We start from the raw sequence: 16,883 nt of genomic DNA, 5'->3' as shown, positions 1-16,883 counted from the left end.
TCCTCATAAGTGTAATGCTCTTATCGTCTTTTTAACACATTTACACTAAGATAGAAAATAAAAAGAATTTATCTAATGATGATTTCTCATTAAATCGCTGACCTATTTTGCATGTTAAATTTTTTCAATTGGTGCAAATGCCGCTAACAACCGTTTTATGCCTTTTTCTGGGAAAGCAATGTCCAACTCTAAGTCTTTGGCCGAACCGCCTACACGAACGACTGTACCAACGCCCCATGCTTTATGTTGGACCTTATCACCTGCTTGCCAAGAAACTTTTTCGCCACCACTTGCCACTTTGTTGCTAACTGATTTTGTAGCTGGCTGTGTATAAGCTGGTTTACTTGCGCTGGGCTTGAATACTTTAGGATCAAAGGTGCGCGCTGGAGCTTTCTGTAAATTGGCCGCCGCCCCTTGTTTCATTAAACGCTCCGCCTCAATTTCTTCTAAAAAGCGACTTGGTCGATTATATTGCGTGCGACCATATAATGTTCTCGAATAAGCATTCGTTAAAAACAGGGCTTCTTCCGCTCGGGTGATACCAACATAAGCCAAGCGCCGTTCTTCTTCCAGTTCACTTTCTTCTAGCATGGCACGTGATAATGGGAAAACCCCTTCTTCTAAGCCCATTAAAAAGACCACTGGAAATTCCAGCCCTTTGGCCGCATGCAACGTCATTAAGGTTACCTGCGAAGAGCTCTCTTCTAAATTATCTAAATCAGAAACCAAGGCTAAATCTGTTAAAAAATCCGCCAATTTTGTTTCTTCGCCATTTGGATCGTCGTTGTTTTGCGCTTCAAAACGTTTATCAAATTCTTGTGTCACAGATAAAAATTCGTCCAAGTTTTCTAAGCGAGCTTGAGACTCTAAATTATTTTGCGCCATCAAAGCTTCCCGATAACCACTACGTTGTAAAGTTTCTTTCACCAATTCTGTAATCGTTAAATAGGGCACTGTTTTCGTTAAGTCTTGAATCATCATGCCAAAATTACCAAGCTCTTTACCCGCTTTTCCTGAAATATTTGCCAAATCAACATTTTGGGCAGCTTCCAGCAAAGCCCAACCATGCGTATCCGCAAATAGTCGTAATTTTTCAATTGAACTTTTACCGATTCCTCGTTTTGGTTCATTGACAATTCGTTCAAAACTAATCGAATCATCTGGATTGGCAATCAAACTTAAATAAGCCAAAATATCTTTAATTTCTTTACGGTCGTAGAATTTATGTCCGCCCACCATGGTATACGGAATATTAGATTTCAAGAGCATTTCTTCCACTACACGGGATTGGGCATTGGTCCGATATAATACCGCAAAATCACCATAAATTCGGTCATTTTCCCGCATTTCTTTTTGGATTTGGCTCACAATAAATTGTGTTTCATCCCGTTCTGTGTCTCCACGATAATAGACAATCTTTTCACCGTCTATATTTTCTGTCCACAGTTCTTTCTCGCGGCGGTTACGGTTATTTTTGATGACATCATTCGCAGCCGCCAAAATGTTTTTGGTGGATCGATAATTTTGTTCTAGCAAAATTACACTGGCATCTGGATAATCTTTTTCAAAATCCAAGATATTTTGCATATCCGCCCCGCGCCAACCATAGATACTTTGGTCGGCATCACCTACGACACACAGATTTTTGAAACGTGCAGCCAATAAATTGACTAAGGTATATTGTGCATGATTGGTATCTTGGTATTCATCCACATGAATATAGTGAAATTTATTTTGGTAGAAAGCTAACGTATCTGGTTGTTCATTGAATAAACGAATCGTATTCATAATCAAATCATCAAAATCCATACATTGGTTTTTGCGTAATTCTTTTTGATAGGCTTCATAGCATTTTGCGACAATTTCTTCATATAAGGAACCTTGCATTTCAGCAACTTTTTCAGGCGTTTGTAATTCATTTTTAGCATTGCTAATCGTACCTAAAATTGAGCGAGGATCATATTTTTTTGAATCAATATTTAAGTCGTTTAAGATGCGTTTCATTAATGTTTTTTGTTCCGATGGGTCAATGATTGTAAAATTACGGTTGTAACCAATCTGATCCACATCACGACGTAAAATTCTTACACACATGGAGTGAAAAGTGGAGACCCATACATCTTCGCCACCCGTTTCCAGTAATTTATTTACACGCTCTTTCATTTCTTTAGCAGCTTTATTGGTAAACGTAATCGCCAAAATATTCCATGGATTTACTTCTTTTTCCTCAATTAGATAGGCAATTCGGTGTGTTAAAACCCGCGTTTTTCCACTACCAGCACCAGCCATGACTAACAGTGGTCCTTCTGTATGCAAAACGGCTTCTTCTTGTCGAGGATTCATTCCCTGAACCAAGGCATGTTTTTGTGTCATATTAAACGTCCTCTCTCTTTTTTCAATCTTATACAGTATACCAAAAATCCCTTTGAAGTTCTTTAGAAAAGAACAAAAAATCTTTTTCTTTTTATATGAAATTTTCTTGTAAATCAAGTCAAACCGCAGTACATTAGTAAGTAGTGATGGAGGCTAAAAATGAAATGAATAATGATGTACATGAAATTAAACAATTAGATGGTACCCGAATCGGCTTTATCCTTAAAGGCATCGTCGTCGGAATCCTGGTCGGCTTTGTTGTCAGCTTATTTCGCTTAGGCATTGAAAAAATTGGCGAACAAGTCGTGCATCTGTATCAAACGTTTCACGAAAAACCCTTTTGGATGATTCCTTGGTTCTTATTTTCTCTCGTGCTTGCTTATTTATTAGGACGACTGATCAAAAGCGAACCAGCAATTAAAGGCAGTGGCATTCCCCAAGTGGAAGGACAACTTCAAGGTCAATTAGAAATTCACTGGTTTCCAGTGCTTTGGAAAAAATTTATCGGTGGGATCTTAGCGATTAGTCCTGGGCTATTTTTGGGACGTGAAGGTCCTTCAATTCAACTAGGTGCAGTGGTTGGACAAGGCTATAGTCAATGGCGGCAAAGCACCAAGTCTGAAGAAAAAATTTTAATCAGTAGTGGTGCCAGTGCTGGTTTAGCCGCCGCTTTTAATGCACCAATCGCAGGCCTTTTATTTGTTCTAGAAGAGGTTCACCATTCCTTTTCACCTTTAGTTTGGTTAACCTCTTTTTCTGCGGCCATTTCCGCTAACTTTGTTTCTTTGCATTTCTTCGGATTGCAACCAGTTCTTTATATTGGTCCGGTTAAATCTTTGCCTTTAGAGTACTATTGGACATTAGTCCTGCTGGGCGTTTTGCTAGGATTATTAGGTTGGATATATCAAAAAACATTGTTGTCCTTACCAAAAGTATATGGAAAAATCAAAGGCCTTTCTTCTAATTATTATGGTTTTATTCCTTTTATTTTGATTTTACCGATTGGTTATTTCTTTCCACATTTACTTGGCGGTGGGAATCAAATTGTTTTAGCTTTAGGCAATCAACCGGCCACGATTTGGGCTTTAGTCGGCTTACTGGTTTTACGTTTTGTTTTTTCAATGGTTTCTTACGGTTCGAATCTCCCTGGTGGTATTTTCTTGCCTATTCTAACTTTAGGTGCCATTATCGGAACATTGTATGGCAGTCTACTTGTCCAATACGTAGGGATGGATCCAATTTTTGTGAAAAACTTTTTAATTTTTGCCATGGCTGGTTATTTTACTGCGATTGGTAAAGCACCGTTAACAGCGATTATTTTAGTAACAGAAATGGTCGGCAATTTTTCTCATTTAATGTCTTTAGGGGTTGTCGCTTTAGTTAGTTATATTACCATCGATAGTCTTGGCGGCAAGCCAATTTATGAAAGCTTATTAGAACGTTTGGTTCCTTCTAAAGTAAGTAATATTCGTGGCCACAAAACGATTATTGAATTACCTATCACTGCAGAAAGTTCCTTAGATGATACGATGGTACGTGATTTTGTCTGGCCTAAACAAATGTTGCTCACTTCCATTCGGCGTGGTGAATCGGAAATTTTAACACATGGTGATACTGTTATGCATGTTGGCGATGTGCTCATTATTTTGACCGATGAAAAACTCGCTTACCAAGTCAAAAAAGAGATTTATCAAAAAACTTTACCGAATGATTTAGTGAATTAAAGAAAGCTGCTGAACCTGAGTTCAGCAGCTTTCTTTTTTTCTTATGACTGTTTTTTAATTTTTTTGAATATTTTTGACCGTTTTAGATTGATTAGCGTTTTCATTTGTGCTATTATATCCATGAAATGAGGGATGAAAATGCTTACGGAAGAACGACATCAAAAAATTTTACAATTGTTAGATCAAAAATCAGTCGTCAAATCGCAAGAACTTGCTAGCTTGTTCAATGCTTCAGAATCCACAATCCGCCGCGATTTACAAGAATTAGAAGACGCCAATTTGTTAGAACGCATTCATGGCGGCGCTAAGCGTATTCTTAATTTAGGCTTTGAACAAAACATGACGGAAAAATCAATCAAAAACACGCACGAAAAGCAAAAGATTGCTTCTTTAGCCGCTAGTTGTGTACAAGATGGCGATATGATCTATTTAGATGCTGGTTCAACCACGTTAGAAATGATCCCTTTTTTAGTTGGGAAACAAATCCATGTAGTGACGAATTCCGTGCATCACGCTGCAAAACTTAGCGATATGGAAATTCCCACTATTATGCTCGGTGGTACTTTGAAGCTCTCCACTAAAGCAATCATTGGTGCCACTAGTATGGAACAGCTACAACATTTTCGTTTTAACAAAGCTTTTTTAGGAACTAACGGCGCACATTTAGAATTTGGTTTAACAACGCCTGATCCCGAAGAAGCAGCGCTAAAAGCCTTGGCTATTCATCAAGCAGAAACAGCCTATGTTTTACTGGATCATACAAAATTTAATGAAGTAACGTTTACCAAAGTGGAAGAATTAGAGTCAGTTACTTTACTAACTGACTACTGCCCTGCTGAATCACTTCAAGGATTCCAGCAAAAAACTATTTTAATGGAGGCAAACAAATGATTTACACAGTGACTTTAAACCCTTCTATCGACTTTATCGTTCATGTCGATCATCTACAAATTGGTGATTTAAATCGGATGACGAATGATTTTAAATTACCTGGCGGCAAAGGAATCAACGTTTCACGTATTTTAAAACGTATGGAGACAGAATCCACTGCCTTAGGTTTTTTAGGTGGTTTTACAGGCTCATTCATTGCTGATTGGTTGAAAAAAGAAGAAATCCAAACGAATTTCACTCCCGTGTCTGCTGATACACGAATCAACATTAAATTGAAATCAGATACTGAAACAGAAATTAACGGCTTAGGACCTGCTCTAACAAACGAAGAAATTCAAGAACTAAAACAAGCAGTTAGTCGTGTTCAGGCTGGTGATATTGTTGTTCTTTCAGGAAGTACACCTGCTTCTCTACGCAAAGGATTTTACGAAGAGTTAATCCAAATTGTGAAGGAAAAAGGCGCAGAATTTGTTATTGATACAACAGGTGAAGATTTAATGAACGCTTTGTCACAAAAGCCTTTATTGGTCAAGCCAAATAATCATGAGTTGGCAGAATTATATCATACAACCTTTACAAGTGTTGAAGACATTTTACCTTATGGACATCGGTTACTAGAAGAAGGAGCGCAACACGTAATTATCTCAATGGCTGGTGATGGTGCATTACTTTTCACAACAGAAGGTGTTTATCGTTCCAACGTTTTAAAACGTCCACTGAAAAATTCTGTCGGCGCTGGCGACTCAATGATTGCTGGTTTTATTGGCAACTTTTCAAAAACACAAGATCCTTTAGAGGCTTTCAAATGGGGTGTCGCTTGCGGTAGCGCGACCGCATTTTCTGATGATTTAGCCTCAGAAGATTTTATCCAAGAACTTATTCACGAAGTAACAATTGAAAAAATTTCAGAATAAATCCACTAAGGGAGGAAAATAGAGTGAACATTAATGATTTATTAATAAAAGATGTCATGATTATGGATTTACAAGCTACTGATAAAAAAGGCGCGATTGATGAAATGGTCCAAAAATTATACGATGGTGGCCGCATCTCTGACATTGACACTTACAAAGAGGGAATTTTAAAACGCGAAGCACAAACATCGACTGGTTTAGGCGACGGCATCGCTATGCCTCACGCAAAAAATAGTGCCGTAAAAGAACCGACAGTTCTTTTCGCTAAAAGTAAAAAAGGTGTTGATTATGAAGCACTAGATGGACAACCTACTTATCTATTCTTCATGATTGCTGCTCCAGAAGGCGCCAATGATACACATCTCCAAGCGCTTGCGGCCCTTTCTCGATTACTTATCGATCCAGACTTTGTTGGCAAATTGAAAGAAGCGGAAACTCCAGAAGCAGTACAAGCTCTTTTCAAAGCAGCAGAAGATCAAAAAGAAGCGGAAGAAAAAGCAGAACAAGAACAAACAACGCCAGCACCAGAAAGCAATCGTAAATATATTATTGCTGTGACTGCTTGTCCTACAGGAATTGCTCACACTTACATGGCTGAAGATGCACTGAAGAAAAAAGCAAAAGAAATGGGCGTAGACATTAAAGTAGAAACAAACGGTTCAGAAGGAATTAAAAATCGTTTGACTGCTGAAGATATTGCTCGTGCTGATGGCGTAATTGTCGCAGCCGATAAAAAAGTAGAAATGAATCGTTTTGATGGTAAAAAATTAGTCAATCGTCCCGTCAGTGATGGAATTCGTAAAACCGAAGAACTAATTAACTTAGCCATTAGTGGTGAAGCTCCTACTTTCCATGGCAGTGACTCGGCTGCAAGCGACCAAGAGGATTCAGCGGAAGGTTCAATCGGTTCTCGTATCTATAAAGATTTAATGAATGGTGTTTCTCATATGTTACCTTTCGTTATTGGTGGCGGAATTGCCATTGCTCTTTCCTTTATGATTGATCAATTTATCGGGGTTCCTCAAGATCAATTAGCCAATTTAGGGAATTACAATGACGTAGCTAGCTGGTTTAACCAAATTGGTGGCGCAGCATTTGGCTTTATGTTACCTGTCTTAGCTGGTTTTATTGCTTCTAGTATTGGGGATCGTCCAGGCTTAGTTGCTGGTTTCGCCGCTGGTGCGTTAGCAAACGCTGGAGGCGCTGGGTTCCTTGGGGCCCTAATCGGTGGTTTCTTAGCTGGTTATGTAGTGGTTCTTTTACGTAAAGTCTTCAAAGGCTTGCCAAAATCATTAGATGGAATTAAAACCATTTTATTCTATCCAGTTTTTGGTTTGATTATTACGGGCTTATTAATGTTAGTCATTAACATCCCAATGAAAGCAATTAATGATGCGTTAAATCATTTCCTACTTGGCTTAGATGGCACAAATGCAGCTTTACTTGGTGCTTTATTAGCTGGTATGATGGCCATCGACTTAGGTGGACCAGTTAACAAAGCTGCTTATGTTTTCGGTACAGCTACGCTAGCAAGTACTGTTGCAGAAGGTGGCAGCGTGGTCATGGCTTCTGTAATGGCTGGCGGAATGGTTCCTCCATTAGCAATTTTCGTAGCAACTCGTTTATTTAAAAATAAATTTACAAAAGATCAACAAGATGCCGGCTTAACCAATATTGTAATGGGCCTTTCTTTTGTCACTGAAGGGGCAATTCCTTTTGCAGCAGCTGACCCATTACGTGTGATTCCAAGTTTCGTGGTAGGTTCTGCCTTTACTGGTGCGTTGGTTGGTGCGTTTGGTATCAAATTATTGGCACCACATGGAGGAATCTTCGTCGTCTTCCTATTAAGTAATCCATTACTATATCTATTGTTCATCTTAATTGGTGCGATTATTTCAGGAATTGTCTACGGACTTTTGAAAAAACCTGTCGAAGTACCTGCTTAAAAAAACAGCAAAAAAGCGATTCAACCATGGTTGAATCGCTTTTTTATTATAGAATTACTAACTATACTATATTCTTTTTTGAGCTAACTTCTTTACTCTTAGATATTCTGCTCGTGAATCTTTGGCCTCTTGTTTCATGGTTGGATAAACTTTTCTTATATCATTAGCAGTAATAAAGAAAAAAATGATTGTAATAATCCTTAATACTAATACAACATACAAAATTAATTCAATTATCACAAAATTTGCCCCTCCAGCTATAATTGCACCAAAGAAAACAAGTAAAAGAAATACAGCTATCGCCTCCGTTACATAGACTAGTACAGGTGCAACATATTTTCTTTTAGGTAATTTTTCTAACTTGCTCACTCCCATGTTCGCAATAACTGTAGTAACAAATAAGACCGAGCCCCACGATTTATTGGTCTCAATTCCTAAAAATCCAAAAATAAAAATGACCATAAGGATTATTGGAATTGCTAAATAAAACCCATACATCTGATACGGTCTACTTCTATCTTTCATTTCTTGTTTTGCTTTTTTCACAGTTTCTTTCATATACAACCTACACTCCACTTCTTTTTTTCGTAAAGTATCTCATTGAAAAATTAAAAGTATATGTAATCAAATAGATTATTTTTAAGATACAATTTTTCATAAGATGCTGCTTTTTTCACTTTCTTAAATACACCAATTTTGTTTTTTTATCACTTCCCCGTTGCGTTGTCTTTGGCAGTTATTTTCCCTAATCTTCCTCCCTTCCAATTTTATAGTATTAAAGAATAATAAGTCATCAAAGTATTGATCTTTCTAGTTACTTGTTCTTTTGATAAGTATTTAGAACATATCACTGGGGTGCATCCACATAAAAAAATCATTACATAACCATTATATTCTAATTTTACCAAACTATTTTATTAGTTAAAAATGCAAATTCGCATATTCTTAATAATTTAATACAAAAAAACAAGCTCTTTTAAAAGAACTTGTTTTTTTACTTCCCTATATTATTTTCTCTTTATCGCATAATTTTCTAAATACTCAGGATTTCCTTTGCTTCTGATATACGTGTACACGCCCATCACAAAGGCCCCAAGGGTATTGGTAAATAAATCCCCCATCGTATCCATCAAAGCAGCACGCCCAATAAATGGTTGGCCGTTGGACATATTATAGCGTTGTAAGTTCATGTTTCCTAATGAATCGCAGATAAATTCCCAGAATTCCCAGAAGACGCCACAAAGCCCTGCAAATGCAAACCCAAATAATAAAAATAACCACGGGGAAACATCGGCGTACTTCGTTTTCTTCAATAGGAAAGCAGCAATACCATAACCCACAGCAGTTAAAAGCATCGGACTAACAAAGTGTAAAATTTTATCCCAGAACGAAATGATTGAAATCATATGCAACGAGGTTCCTAGGAATACTGAAATAAATAAGAAAAACCAGTAAAAATAAACGATAGTCGGTGGCATAATAATTTTTAAAAATTTATTGACAAGATCCGGTAAAAAGATTAGACCAATTCCAAGTAAACATTCGATAACGAACGTCACACCTTGTTTTGTTGAATACTTAGCCGTAAAAAATTCCCAGAGATTGTACGTCAAGCATAAGATGCCAAACACCACTAATCCATATTTAATTTTCGAATAATTTTTATCCATTTTGACACACCCTTTCAAAAGTTATTTTATATGAAAAAAACTGTAGATGAAAGACACCTTCCATCTACAGTTTTAGAAAACTCTATCGAATGAAGAGCTTATTAAAAATGTTTATTTTTCAACAGCTGTTTCAGTAATTGTTTCAACAGCACGTTTCATACGAATATCGTGTTCTAACATGTCGTTGTTTAATACTTTACGTACTTGCGCTTCAGGCATGTTGTATTGTTCTGCTAAATCTTTCACTTCAGCATCGATGTCTTCTTGTGTTACTTCGATGTTTTCAGCTTTGGCAACTGCTTCAATCACTAAGTTTGTTTTTGTGCGTGTTTCTGCTTCGCCTTCAAATTGTTTGTGTAAATCTTCTTCTGTAGAACCAGTTAATTGGTAGTACATTTCAGGAGAAATTCCTTGGCGTTGCATGTTGTTTAAGAATTCATCCATTGAACGGTGAACTTCGTCGTGAACCATTACGTGTGGTAATTCAACGATTTCAGCATTTTCAACAGCTAAACGAATTGCTTCTTCGTCTTTTGCTTCTTCAGCTGCTGCTTCTTTTGCTTCTGTCAATTCTTTACGGAATTTTTCTTTTAATTCGTCTAATGATTCTACTGAATCGTCAACGTCTTTTGCAAATTCATCATCCAATTCTGGTAATTCTTTTGCTTTTACTTCATGAACAGTTACTTTGAAGACTGCTTCTTTACCAGCTAAATCTTCTGCTTGGTAATCTTCAGGGAAAGTAACGTTTACTTCTACTTCTTCGCCAGCTTTTTTGCCAACTAATTGGTCTTCAAAGCCTGGAATAAATGAATTAGAACCTAATTCTAATGAGTAATTTTCGCCTTTGCCGCCTTCAAATGCTTCGTCGCCTAAGAAGCCTTCAAAGTCGATAACTACAGTGTCGCCATTTTCAGCAGCGGCATCTTCTTTGATTACTAATTCAGCTTGAGATTCTTGTTCGCGTTTCAAACGTGCTTCCACGTCTTCATCTGTTACTTCACGGTCTTGTTTAGACACTGTTAAGTTTTTGTATTCGCCTAATTTTACTTCAGGTTTTACAGTTACTTCAGCAGTGATAACCCAGTCTTCCCCTTTATTCATGCTTTCAACATCAATTTTTGGTTGTGCTACTGGTTCAATTCCTGCTTCTAAAACAGCCGCTTCATATGCTTCTGGTAAAACAGCGTTTAACGCATCTTCGTATAACGCTTCTTCTCCATACATACGGTTAAAAACAGTACGTGATACTTTTCCTTTACGGAAACCAGGTACGTTTAAGTTTTTTTTCACTTTATTGAACGCTTGCGTTAATCCTTTTTCGATTACTGCTTGTTCGATTGAAAAAGTTAATACACCATCATTAGTGCCTTTTTTTTCCCATTTCGCAGACATTTGTTTCCCTCCGAATAACATTTAATTTTATACATCAAACTTTATTTATGCATACCTTTAAATAGTACACTATCTGTGGGGAAAAGTAAATATTTAAGGCGGGAAGAAGCGCTGAAAGTTGAAATTTTCTAACTCAAAGTTTTTTTAATTCTGTTAAATAAAGGACACGATCAAAATAAGTTAGCAAATTTTGATCATGGGTTACAACAATTACTGTCTTACCTTGTTTATTCAACTCTTTTAAAGCTTTCATCACTAAAATACCATTCTCTTTATCTAAAGATGCTGTTGGTTCATCAGCAAAAATAATCTTAGGTTGTTTCAATAAAAGGCGAACCAAAGCCACTCTCTGTTGTTCACCACCACTAAGTGTGTACACTTTTTCATTGAGTAAAGAAGCAATATTAAATTGTTCTAATGCTTCTTCGATAGCTACATCATCTTGCGTCACTAAATACAAATTTTCTTTTACTGTTTCATTATCAATAAGTGCAAAATTTTGAAATAAAAAACCAGCATCCTTTTGAAAAAAATAACGGCGCTTTTTCTTAGTTAATTTTCCACGATTAATTAATAGTTCACCGGTAGAAAGTTCTTCAAGTTGACCTAAACAATTTAATAATGTTGTTTTTCCACTACCACTTTCTCCAACAATTGCGACCATCTCACCTGAAAATATTGTAAAGGATAACGATTCAAAAACCCAAGATTGATTGTATCTTTTACTAATATTAGTTGCTTGAATTTCCATAAATTAATTCTCCTTTTTTATAATCGTTAGACGAATTGTTTTTTCGACACTTGTAATAATAAGAAATAAAAAAAGCAATTCAAAAAATAAAACGAAAGGAATAATTTTTATTACTTGAAAATTAGTAAAAGTAATCATCATCATTGCAATAAAAGAAATTAATATCATCCCCAATAAATAAAGCCCATGCCTTTCAACAAAAGACTTCCCAAAAATGTACTGTAAGAATAATTTCTTTTTATTTACTTCTAGATAAGTAAAACTTGTATAAAAAACAACAATAACAAAGACTATACTTAGTATTATTAATGAAAGTGATAAAATCTGCATCTGCGACTGAGTCTTTTGTAATTTTTCTAAGCCCGTGTCCTTAGAAGCAATAATACCTGAAAATTCATTTGTTAATCCTTGATAATTAATTTCTTGATTCACTAACTTAGGTTCTTTAAATAGATAATGTCCTTGCGAAATTTCCGAAATTAGTACATCCAATTCATCTCCTAACTGTTTAAGCGATAAAACTAAAATAATTGGATTTTTAGATAACGTATCTTCAGGCTCTAAGCTATTAAAATTAAATAGTTTTTGATTATTCGCCAAAAAGAGCTGTTCGATTGTTATTTCATTTAGCGAATCTACCTTCTTGTTTTGATAAAAAGCTACTCGTTCCTTTGCTTCTGATTGAATCACAGCTAATTCATTCTTCCTGTTCTCTGGGACAAGTAAATAATTTTTATCCTGAGATAATTTTTGAATTGGCTGATGTTTGTCACCTTTTACTTCTACAACATCTAGAAAATGACTATTCACCACTAAAAAAGGAACCTTATCTAGATATAAATCTGAACCACCCGAACCTTCTTTCAGTAGCCATTCATTATTATTAACTAAAATAGCCTGATGATTTTCCAGAAAATCAATAAAAGGCTTCATTCGTCGATTAATTTCTTGAGATTTACGTTTTTGCTTTTCTGGCGTTAACAGTTTACCTGGTAAAAGGTCACTATCTGCTCCAATCGTCAATGTATAATAGTCATCAACTTGTGTCCATCTAGACAAACTTGTTTGTAGTTCTTTTACTGTTTCTCGTTCATTTAACAAAGTAAATAACAATATTACAAATAAACAGACAAGTAAAAATTTTAAAATATAATTACTATTTAACAACAAATGATATGGTTTTTTTCCCTTTAATTTTTCCATAATAGTCGACGATGTCTGAATAAACAGATGGCCAAATAGCAAAATAAAAAATAAAAACAATGCTATAAAAAGCCAAACAAACAAATAGTACTTCCATAGAACGTTATAAAGAATCACAAACAAACTCACGACAATAGTGGTCAGAACTATATCCACAAAATAATTGTTCAATAAATGTTTCCACATACTTTGCCCATGAATCAGATAAATTCCTGCCTTTTTCATTTGAGTGATATAATAAACCAAAATTGATAAAGCTGTACATAAAAATAAAACACTGGACAATATTCCTATGTTATCTGTTAAAATCCCAAATAAAAGTTTGATTGTATTAGATTGTTCTATAGAAACATCTAAGCCTAGTTCTTCAAAGGTCTGATTAATAGAAATAGGCGGTATGCTTGTTAAAACATATATTCCTAACACATTTTCATTCGTTAATTTGCTACTATCATAAAAATTTGTTTTGGTAGGAAAACGCTGACTATCATAATAAAATTCAGTTGTTTTTCCTTGTGAGAACGTAAAAATATTTTTCTCTGTTTGACCTTTGTTATTGACACTAAAATTAATTTTATGAATATCAATCTGGTTTTGCTGAGCATAGCTTTTTATCTCTTTAAAAATCTTATTGGAGGTACGTTTTTTATCCCAGTTTTCTACTATAACAGTAGTTTTTGTATCTGGAACAACCAAATCAATCGTTTCTATCATAAAAGTTGATAACGTATATAAAAAGCAAACAGTAGAAATAATTAAAAGTATCCTATATATTTTTTTCATTAGTTTATCCTTTTCAAATAAACGAAAGTAGCTAAGCTTCCTTAGCTACTTTCATTAAATCAACCTACAATCAAACTACCAAACGCCCCACCATGCTTTATTGCCACTAAATGCTCTAGAGACTGTTGCAGAAGCGTTGCCTCCAGAATATGTATAACGAGTAAGTTTAGTTTTACCAGAAGCTGTAACATACGCTCGCTTACCTCTTGGTAAATATTGAGCGTAGGTCGTTCCTCGACTAGGCATTCCTGTTACTCCACCAAAAAATGTATTATAGGACATTGCTAGTGCTGAAGCACTTCCGATCAAAAACATTCCTGCAACAAACAACAAAACTAATTTTTTCTTCATCATAAACACTCCTTTCTTTAACCTTAAAGTAATTATACTTGTTTTAAATTTATCTGTAAATATTTTTTTTATAAAGTAAAATATTCAACAGGATAAAGTAACTTAATAATAACACCCATCTAAATAAAATAATTTTTCTAAAAAAAACATTTTTAAAACAGCTTTTAAAACAGCTATTTTCTTCCCAAGTATTCAGTAAAAAATGATTAAATATATTTGACACCAAATATATTTAATCAAAAAATAAAAATTCAATTTTCTTATAATAGGTATTAAAAAACACCTCAATCAAAGATTGAGGTGTTTTTTTGCAGTTGCTTAATTATTTTGTATATTCTTCAACTAATGCAACGACTTCTTCCATCGTGTCGCATTCTTTTAATGCGCGGTCAGCAAGTTCAGCCATTTTAGTTGTGTCTAGACGTTTCATCAAGCTACGTGTTTTAAGGATAGATGTAGCACTCATTGAGAACTCATCTAAGCCCATACCCAATAGTAATGGAACAGCTGTTTGATCGCCCGCCATTTCACCACACATACCAGCCCATTTACCTTCAGCGTGTGCTGCATCAATTACATTTTTAATTAAACGTAAGATTGATGGGTTGTATGGTTGGTATAAGTAAGAAACGCGTTCGTTCATACGGTCTGCCGCCATTGTGTATTGGATTAAGTCGTTGGTTCCAACACTAAAGAAGTCTACTTCTTTGGCAAATTTATCAGCTAATACGGCAGCTGCTGGAATTTCAATCATAATACCTACTTGGATATCGTTTGAAACTTCAACACCTTCGTTGACTAATTTTTGTTTTTCGTCTTCAAAGATTGCTTTCGCTGCTCTAAATTCTTTCAAAGTAGCAACCATTGGGAACATGATACGTAAGTTACCATGAACAGACGCACGTAATAATGCACGCATTTGTGTACGGAACATGCCGTCACCTAGTTCTGATAAGCTAATACGTAATGCACGGTAACCTAAGAATGGGTTCATTTCGTGTGGTAATGTTAGGTAAGGAAGCTCTTTGTCCCCACCAATATCCATTGTACGAACCACAACTGGTTTTCCTTCCATTCCTTCAAGAACTGCTTTATACGCTTGGTATTGGTCCTCTTCAGTTGGAAAGTCAGATGAATCCATGTATAAGAATTCTGTACGATATAAACCAACAGCTTCGCCGCCGTTTTTGTGTACGCCTTCTAAATCTTTTGGTGTACCAATGTTTGCAGCTAACTCAACATGTTTGCCGTCAGCTGTCACTGTTTCTGCATTTTTTAGTTTATCCCATTCTGCTTTTTGATCTGCATAAGCTTTTGCTTCTGCTTCAAATTCAGATTTTTCAGCATCTGTTGGGTCAATAATAACATCCCCAATGATTCCGTTCACTGCTAAAATATCGCCTGCTTTTACTTTGTCAGTAATTTCTTTTGTACCAACGATTGCAGGGATTTCTAACGAACGAGCCATGATTGCTGAGTGAGAAGTACGTCCGCCGATGTCTGTCACAAAGGCTTTAACATACGTACGGTCTAATTGTGCAGTATCACTAGGTGTTAAGTCATGGGCAACCACGATTACTTCTTCGTTAATCATTGAAGGATTTGGAAGAGTCACACCTAATAAATGTGCTAAGATACGTTTGGCAACGTCACGAATATCTGCTGCACGCTCTTGCATGTAAGCATTATCGTCCATTGCTTCAAACATACCAATATACATATCCGTAACTTCTTTCAAGGCAGCTTCTGCATTGACTTTGTTGTCTTGGATATTTTGTTTGATTTGACCAACCATTTCTGGGTCAGATAAAACCATTAAATGAGCATCGAAAACTTGCGCTTCTGCTTCACCAAGGCTTTGAGCTGCTTTGTCGCGAATTGCTTGCAACTCTTCAGTAGATTTTGCTAAAGCATCGTCTAAGCGAGTTGCTTCTGCATCAGTATCTTCTACGGAAGTTTTGTTGAAAGACAAGTCAGGTTGAACTAGCAGGTAAGCTTTAGCAACAGCAACGCCATCACTTGCGGCAATCCCTTTTAGCATCTCAGACATTATTCAGCCAATCCTTCTTTTTGTAATGTTTCAACGATTGCTGCCATTCCTTCAGCTTCGTCAGCACCATCAACAGTGATTGTTACGTCAGAACCTTGACCAACGCCTAAAGACATAACGCCCATGATTGATTTTAAGTTAACAGATTTACCTTTGTATTCTAAGTTAATATCTGAGTTAAATTTGCTTGCAGTTTGTACTAATAAAGTAGCTGGACGTGCGTGAATTCCTGTTTCTGCTACAATGTGAAATTCTTTCTTTTCCATATAAATCGGTCTCCTTCGTAAATAAAAAATTTTTATGTTAGGGTTTTCCTTTCTTGATACGCTAAAATCAAACGTCTACTCGAAAAAAGACCCTTTCAGTTTCTAAGATTACCATTTTTTTCTATCTTACACAACACTTTTTGCTTAAATTTCGTGATGTTTTGCACTGACTATTCTTCCTCTTTTTGGTAACGATAAATGATTCGTCCATTTAACCCCGCTTCTCCAACAATTTCCGCGCGGTCAGGTAAAGAAATCCAAGCATCACGAAATTGGAAAAATTCATTTTGCTCCACGATTAATTCAGAGATTTCTCCAGCTTTTAATGAAGCAATTTTTTCTACAAAAGGATTTTCAGCCATTGATTTCACCACTCTTTCTCTTAAATATCAACTCTTATAGTTTACTTGAAAATGGCGCAATTGTCTGTAAAAAAATCGAATCTTTGCCTTTTTTTAAACAAGGTCTTTTACTTGATTCTCTTACAAAAAATGCTATAATAACCTCAAAGGTCAAAAATGGTCAAGTGGTTTTATAGACAGAATTTATTCCTGCTATCTAGTACT

Annotated in this window: 14 protein-coding genes; 4 read left to right on the top strand and 10 right to left on the bottom strand. The window is 35.8% G+C overall.

Going from position 1 to position 16,883, the window contains the following annotated elements; genetic code table 11:
- Positions 1-114: 114 nt before the first annotated feature.
- Positions 115-2,373, bottom strand: a complete 2,259-nt coding sequence (pcrA, locus tag IGL93_RS02435; RefSeq protein WP_002363179.1) for a DNA helicase PcrA — start codon at positions 2,371-2,373, stop codon at positions 115-117.
- Between the two features lie 164 nt (positions 2,374-2,537).
- On the opposite strand from pcrA, the gene IGL93_RS02430 reads away from it, so the two are divergent.
- From IGL93_RS02430 to IGL93_RS02415, 4 genes are all read left to right on the top strand, one after another.
- On the top strand, positions 2,538-4,097 hold the full coding sequence (locus IGL93_RS02430) for a ClC family H(+)/Cl(-) exchange transporter (RefSeq protein ID WP_002368023.1): 1,560 nt from the start codon (positions 2,538-2,540) through the stop codon (positions 4,095-4,097).
- 138 nt (positions 4,098-4,235) lie between these two features.
- Positions 4,236-4,988, top strand: a complete 753-nt coding sequence (locus tag IGL93_RS02425) for a DeoR/GlpR family DNA-binding transcription regulator (protein ID WP_002381250.1) — start codon at positions 4,236-4,238, stop codon at positions 4,986-4,988.
- Positions 4,985-5,902 (top strand): 1-phosphofructokinase, encoded by a 918-nt coding sequence (gene pfkB, locus IGL93_RS02420; protein ID WP_002363177.1) that lies wholly within the window; start codon positions 4,985-4,987, stop codon positions 5,900-5,902. Before IGL93_RS02425 ends, pfkB begins: the two co-directional genes overlap by 4 nt.
- 23 nt (positions 5,903-5,925) lie before the next feature.
- Positions 5,926-7,848: a PTS fructose transporter subunit IIABC gene (locus tag IGL93_RS02415; protein ID WP_002373391.1), complete on the top strand. Its 1,923-nt coding sequence runs from the start codon at positions 5,926-5,928 to the stop codon at positions 7,846-7,848.
- 66 nt (positions 7,849-7,914) lie between these two features.
- Here IGL93_RS02415 and IGL93_RS02410 read toward each other — a convergent pair whose 3' ends face one another.
- The 9 genes from IGL93_RS02410 to IGL93_RS02370 all read right to left on the bottom strand — a co-directional run bounded on the left by IGL93_RS02410 (position 7,915) and on the right by IGL93_RS02370 (position 16,679).
- On the bottom strand, positions 7,915-8,406 hold the full coding sequence (locus IGL93_RS02410; protein WP_002394638.1) for a hypothetical protein: 492 nt from the start codon (positions 8,404-8,406) through the stop codon (positions 7,915-7,917).
- A 449-nt stretch (positions 8,407-8,855) separates the two neighbouring features.
- Positions 8,856-9,518, bottom strand: a complete 663-nt coding sequence (locus tag IGL93_RS02405; RefSeq protein WP_002355557.1) for a hypothetical protein — start codon at positions 9,516-9,518, stop codon at positions 8,856-8,858.
- 111 nt (positions 9,519-9,629) lie between these two features.
- Positions 9,630-10,913, bottom strand: a complete 1,284-nt coding sequence (gene tig, locus IGL93_RS02400; RefSeq protein WP_002355556.1) for a trigger factor — start codon at positions 10,911-10,913, stop codon at positions 9,630-9,632.
- 133 nt (positions 10,914-11,046) lie between these two features.
- A complete protein-coding gene (locus IGL93_RS02395; protein ID WP_002396972.1) occupies positions 11,047-11,664 on the bottom strand; it encodes an ABC transporter ATP-binding protein in 618 nt (205 codons plus the stop codon).
- 3 nt (positions 11,665-11,667) lie between these two features.
- A complete protein-coding gene (locus IGL93_RS02390) occupies positions 11,668-13,650 on the bottom strand; it encodes a DUF1430 domain-containing protein (RefSeq protein WP_010713886.1) in 1,983 nt (660 codons plus the stop codon).
- A gap of 75 nt (positions 13,651-13,725) precedes the next feature.
- Entirely contained in the window at positions 13,726-14,001 is a 276-nt protein-coding gene (locus IGL93_RS02385; RefSeq protein WP_025192652.1) for a hypothetical protein, read from the bottom strand.
- Positions 14,002-14,323: 322 nt separating this feature from the next.
- Positions 14,324-16,051: a phosphoenolpyruvate--protein phosphotransferase gene (gene ptsP / locus IGL93_RS02380; RefSeq protein ID WP_002361251.1), complete on the bottom strand. Its 1,728-nt coding sequence runs from the start codon at positions 16,049-16,051 to the stop codon at positions 14,324-14,326.
- A complete protein-coding gene (locus IGL93_RS02375) occupies positions 16,051-16,317 on the bottom strand; it encodes a phosphocarrier protein HPr (RefSeq protein WP_002355551.1) in 267 nt (88 codons plus the stop codon). Before IGL93_RS02375 ends, ptsP begins: the two co-directional genes overlap by 1 nt.
- 170 nt (positions 16,318-16,487) lie before the next feature.
- On the bottom strand, positions 16,488-16,679 hold the full coding sequence (locus IGL93_RS02370; RefSeq protein ID WP_002366170.1) for a hypothetical protein: 192 nt from the start codon (positions 16,677-16,679) through the stop codon (positions 16,488-16,490).
- Positions 16,680-16,883: the final 204 nt, after the last annotated feature.

Source organism: Enterococcus sp. DIV1328a, assembly GCF_050536905.1.
GTDB lineage: Bacteria > Bacillota > Bacilli > Lactobacillales > Enterococcaceae > Enterococcus > Enterococcus faecalis.
This window is presented reverse-complemented; position numbering and strand designations above follow the sequence as displayed.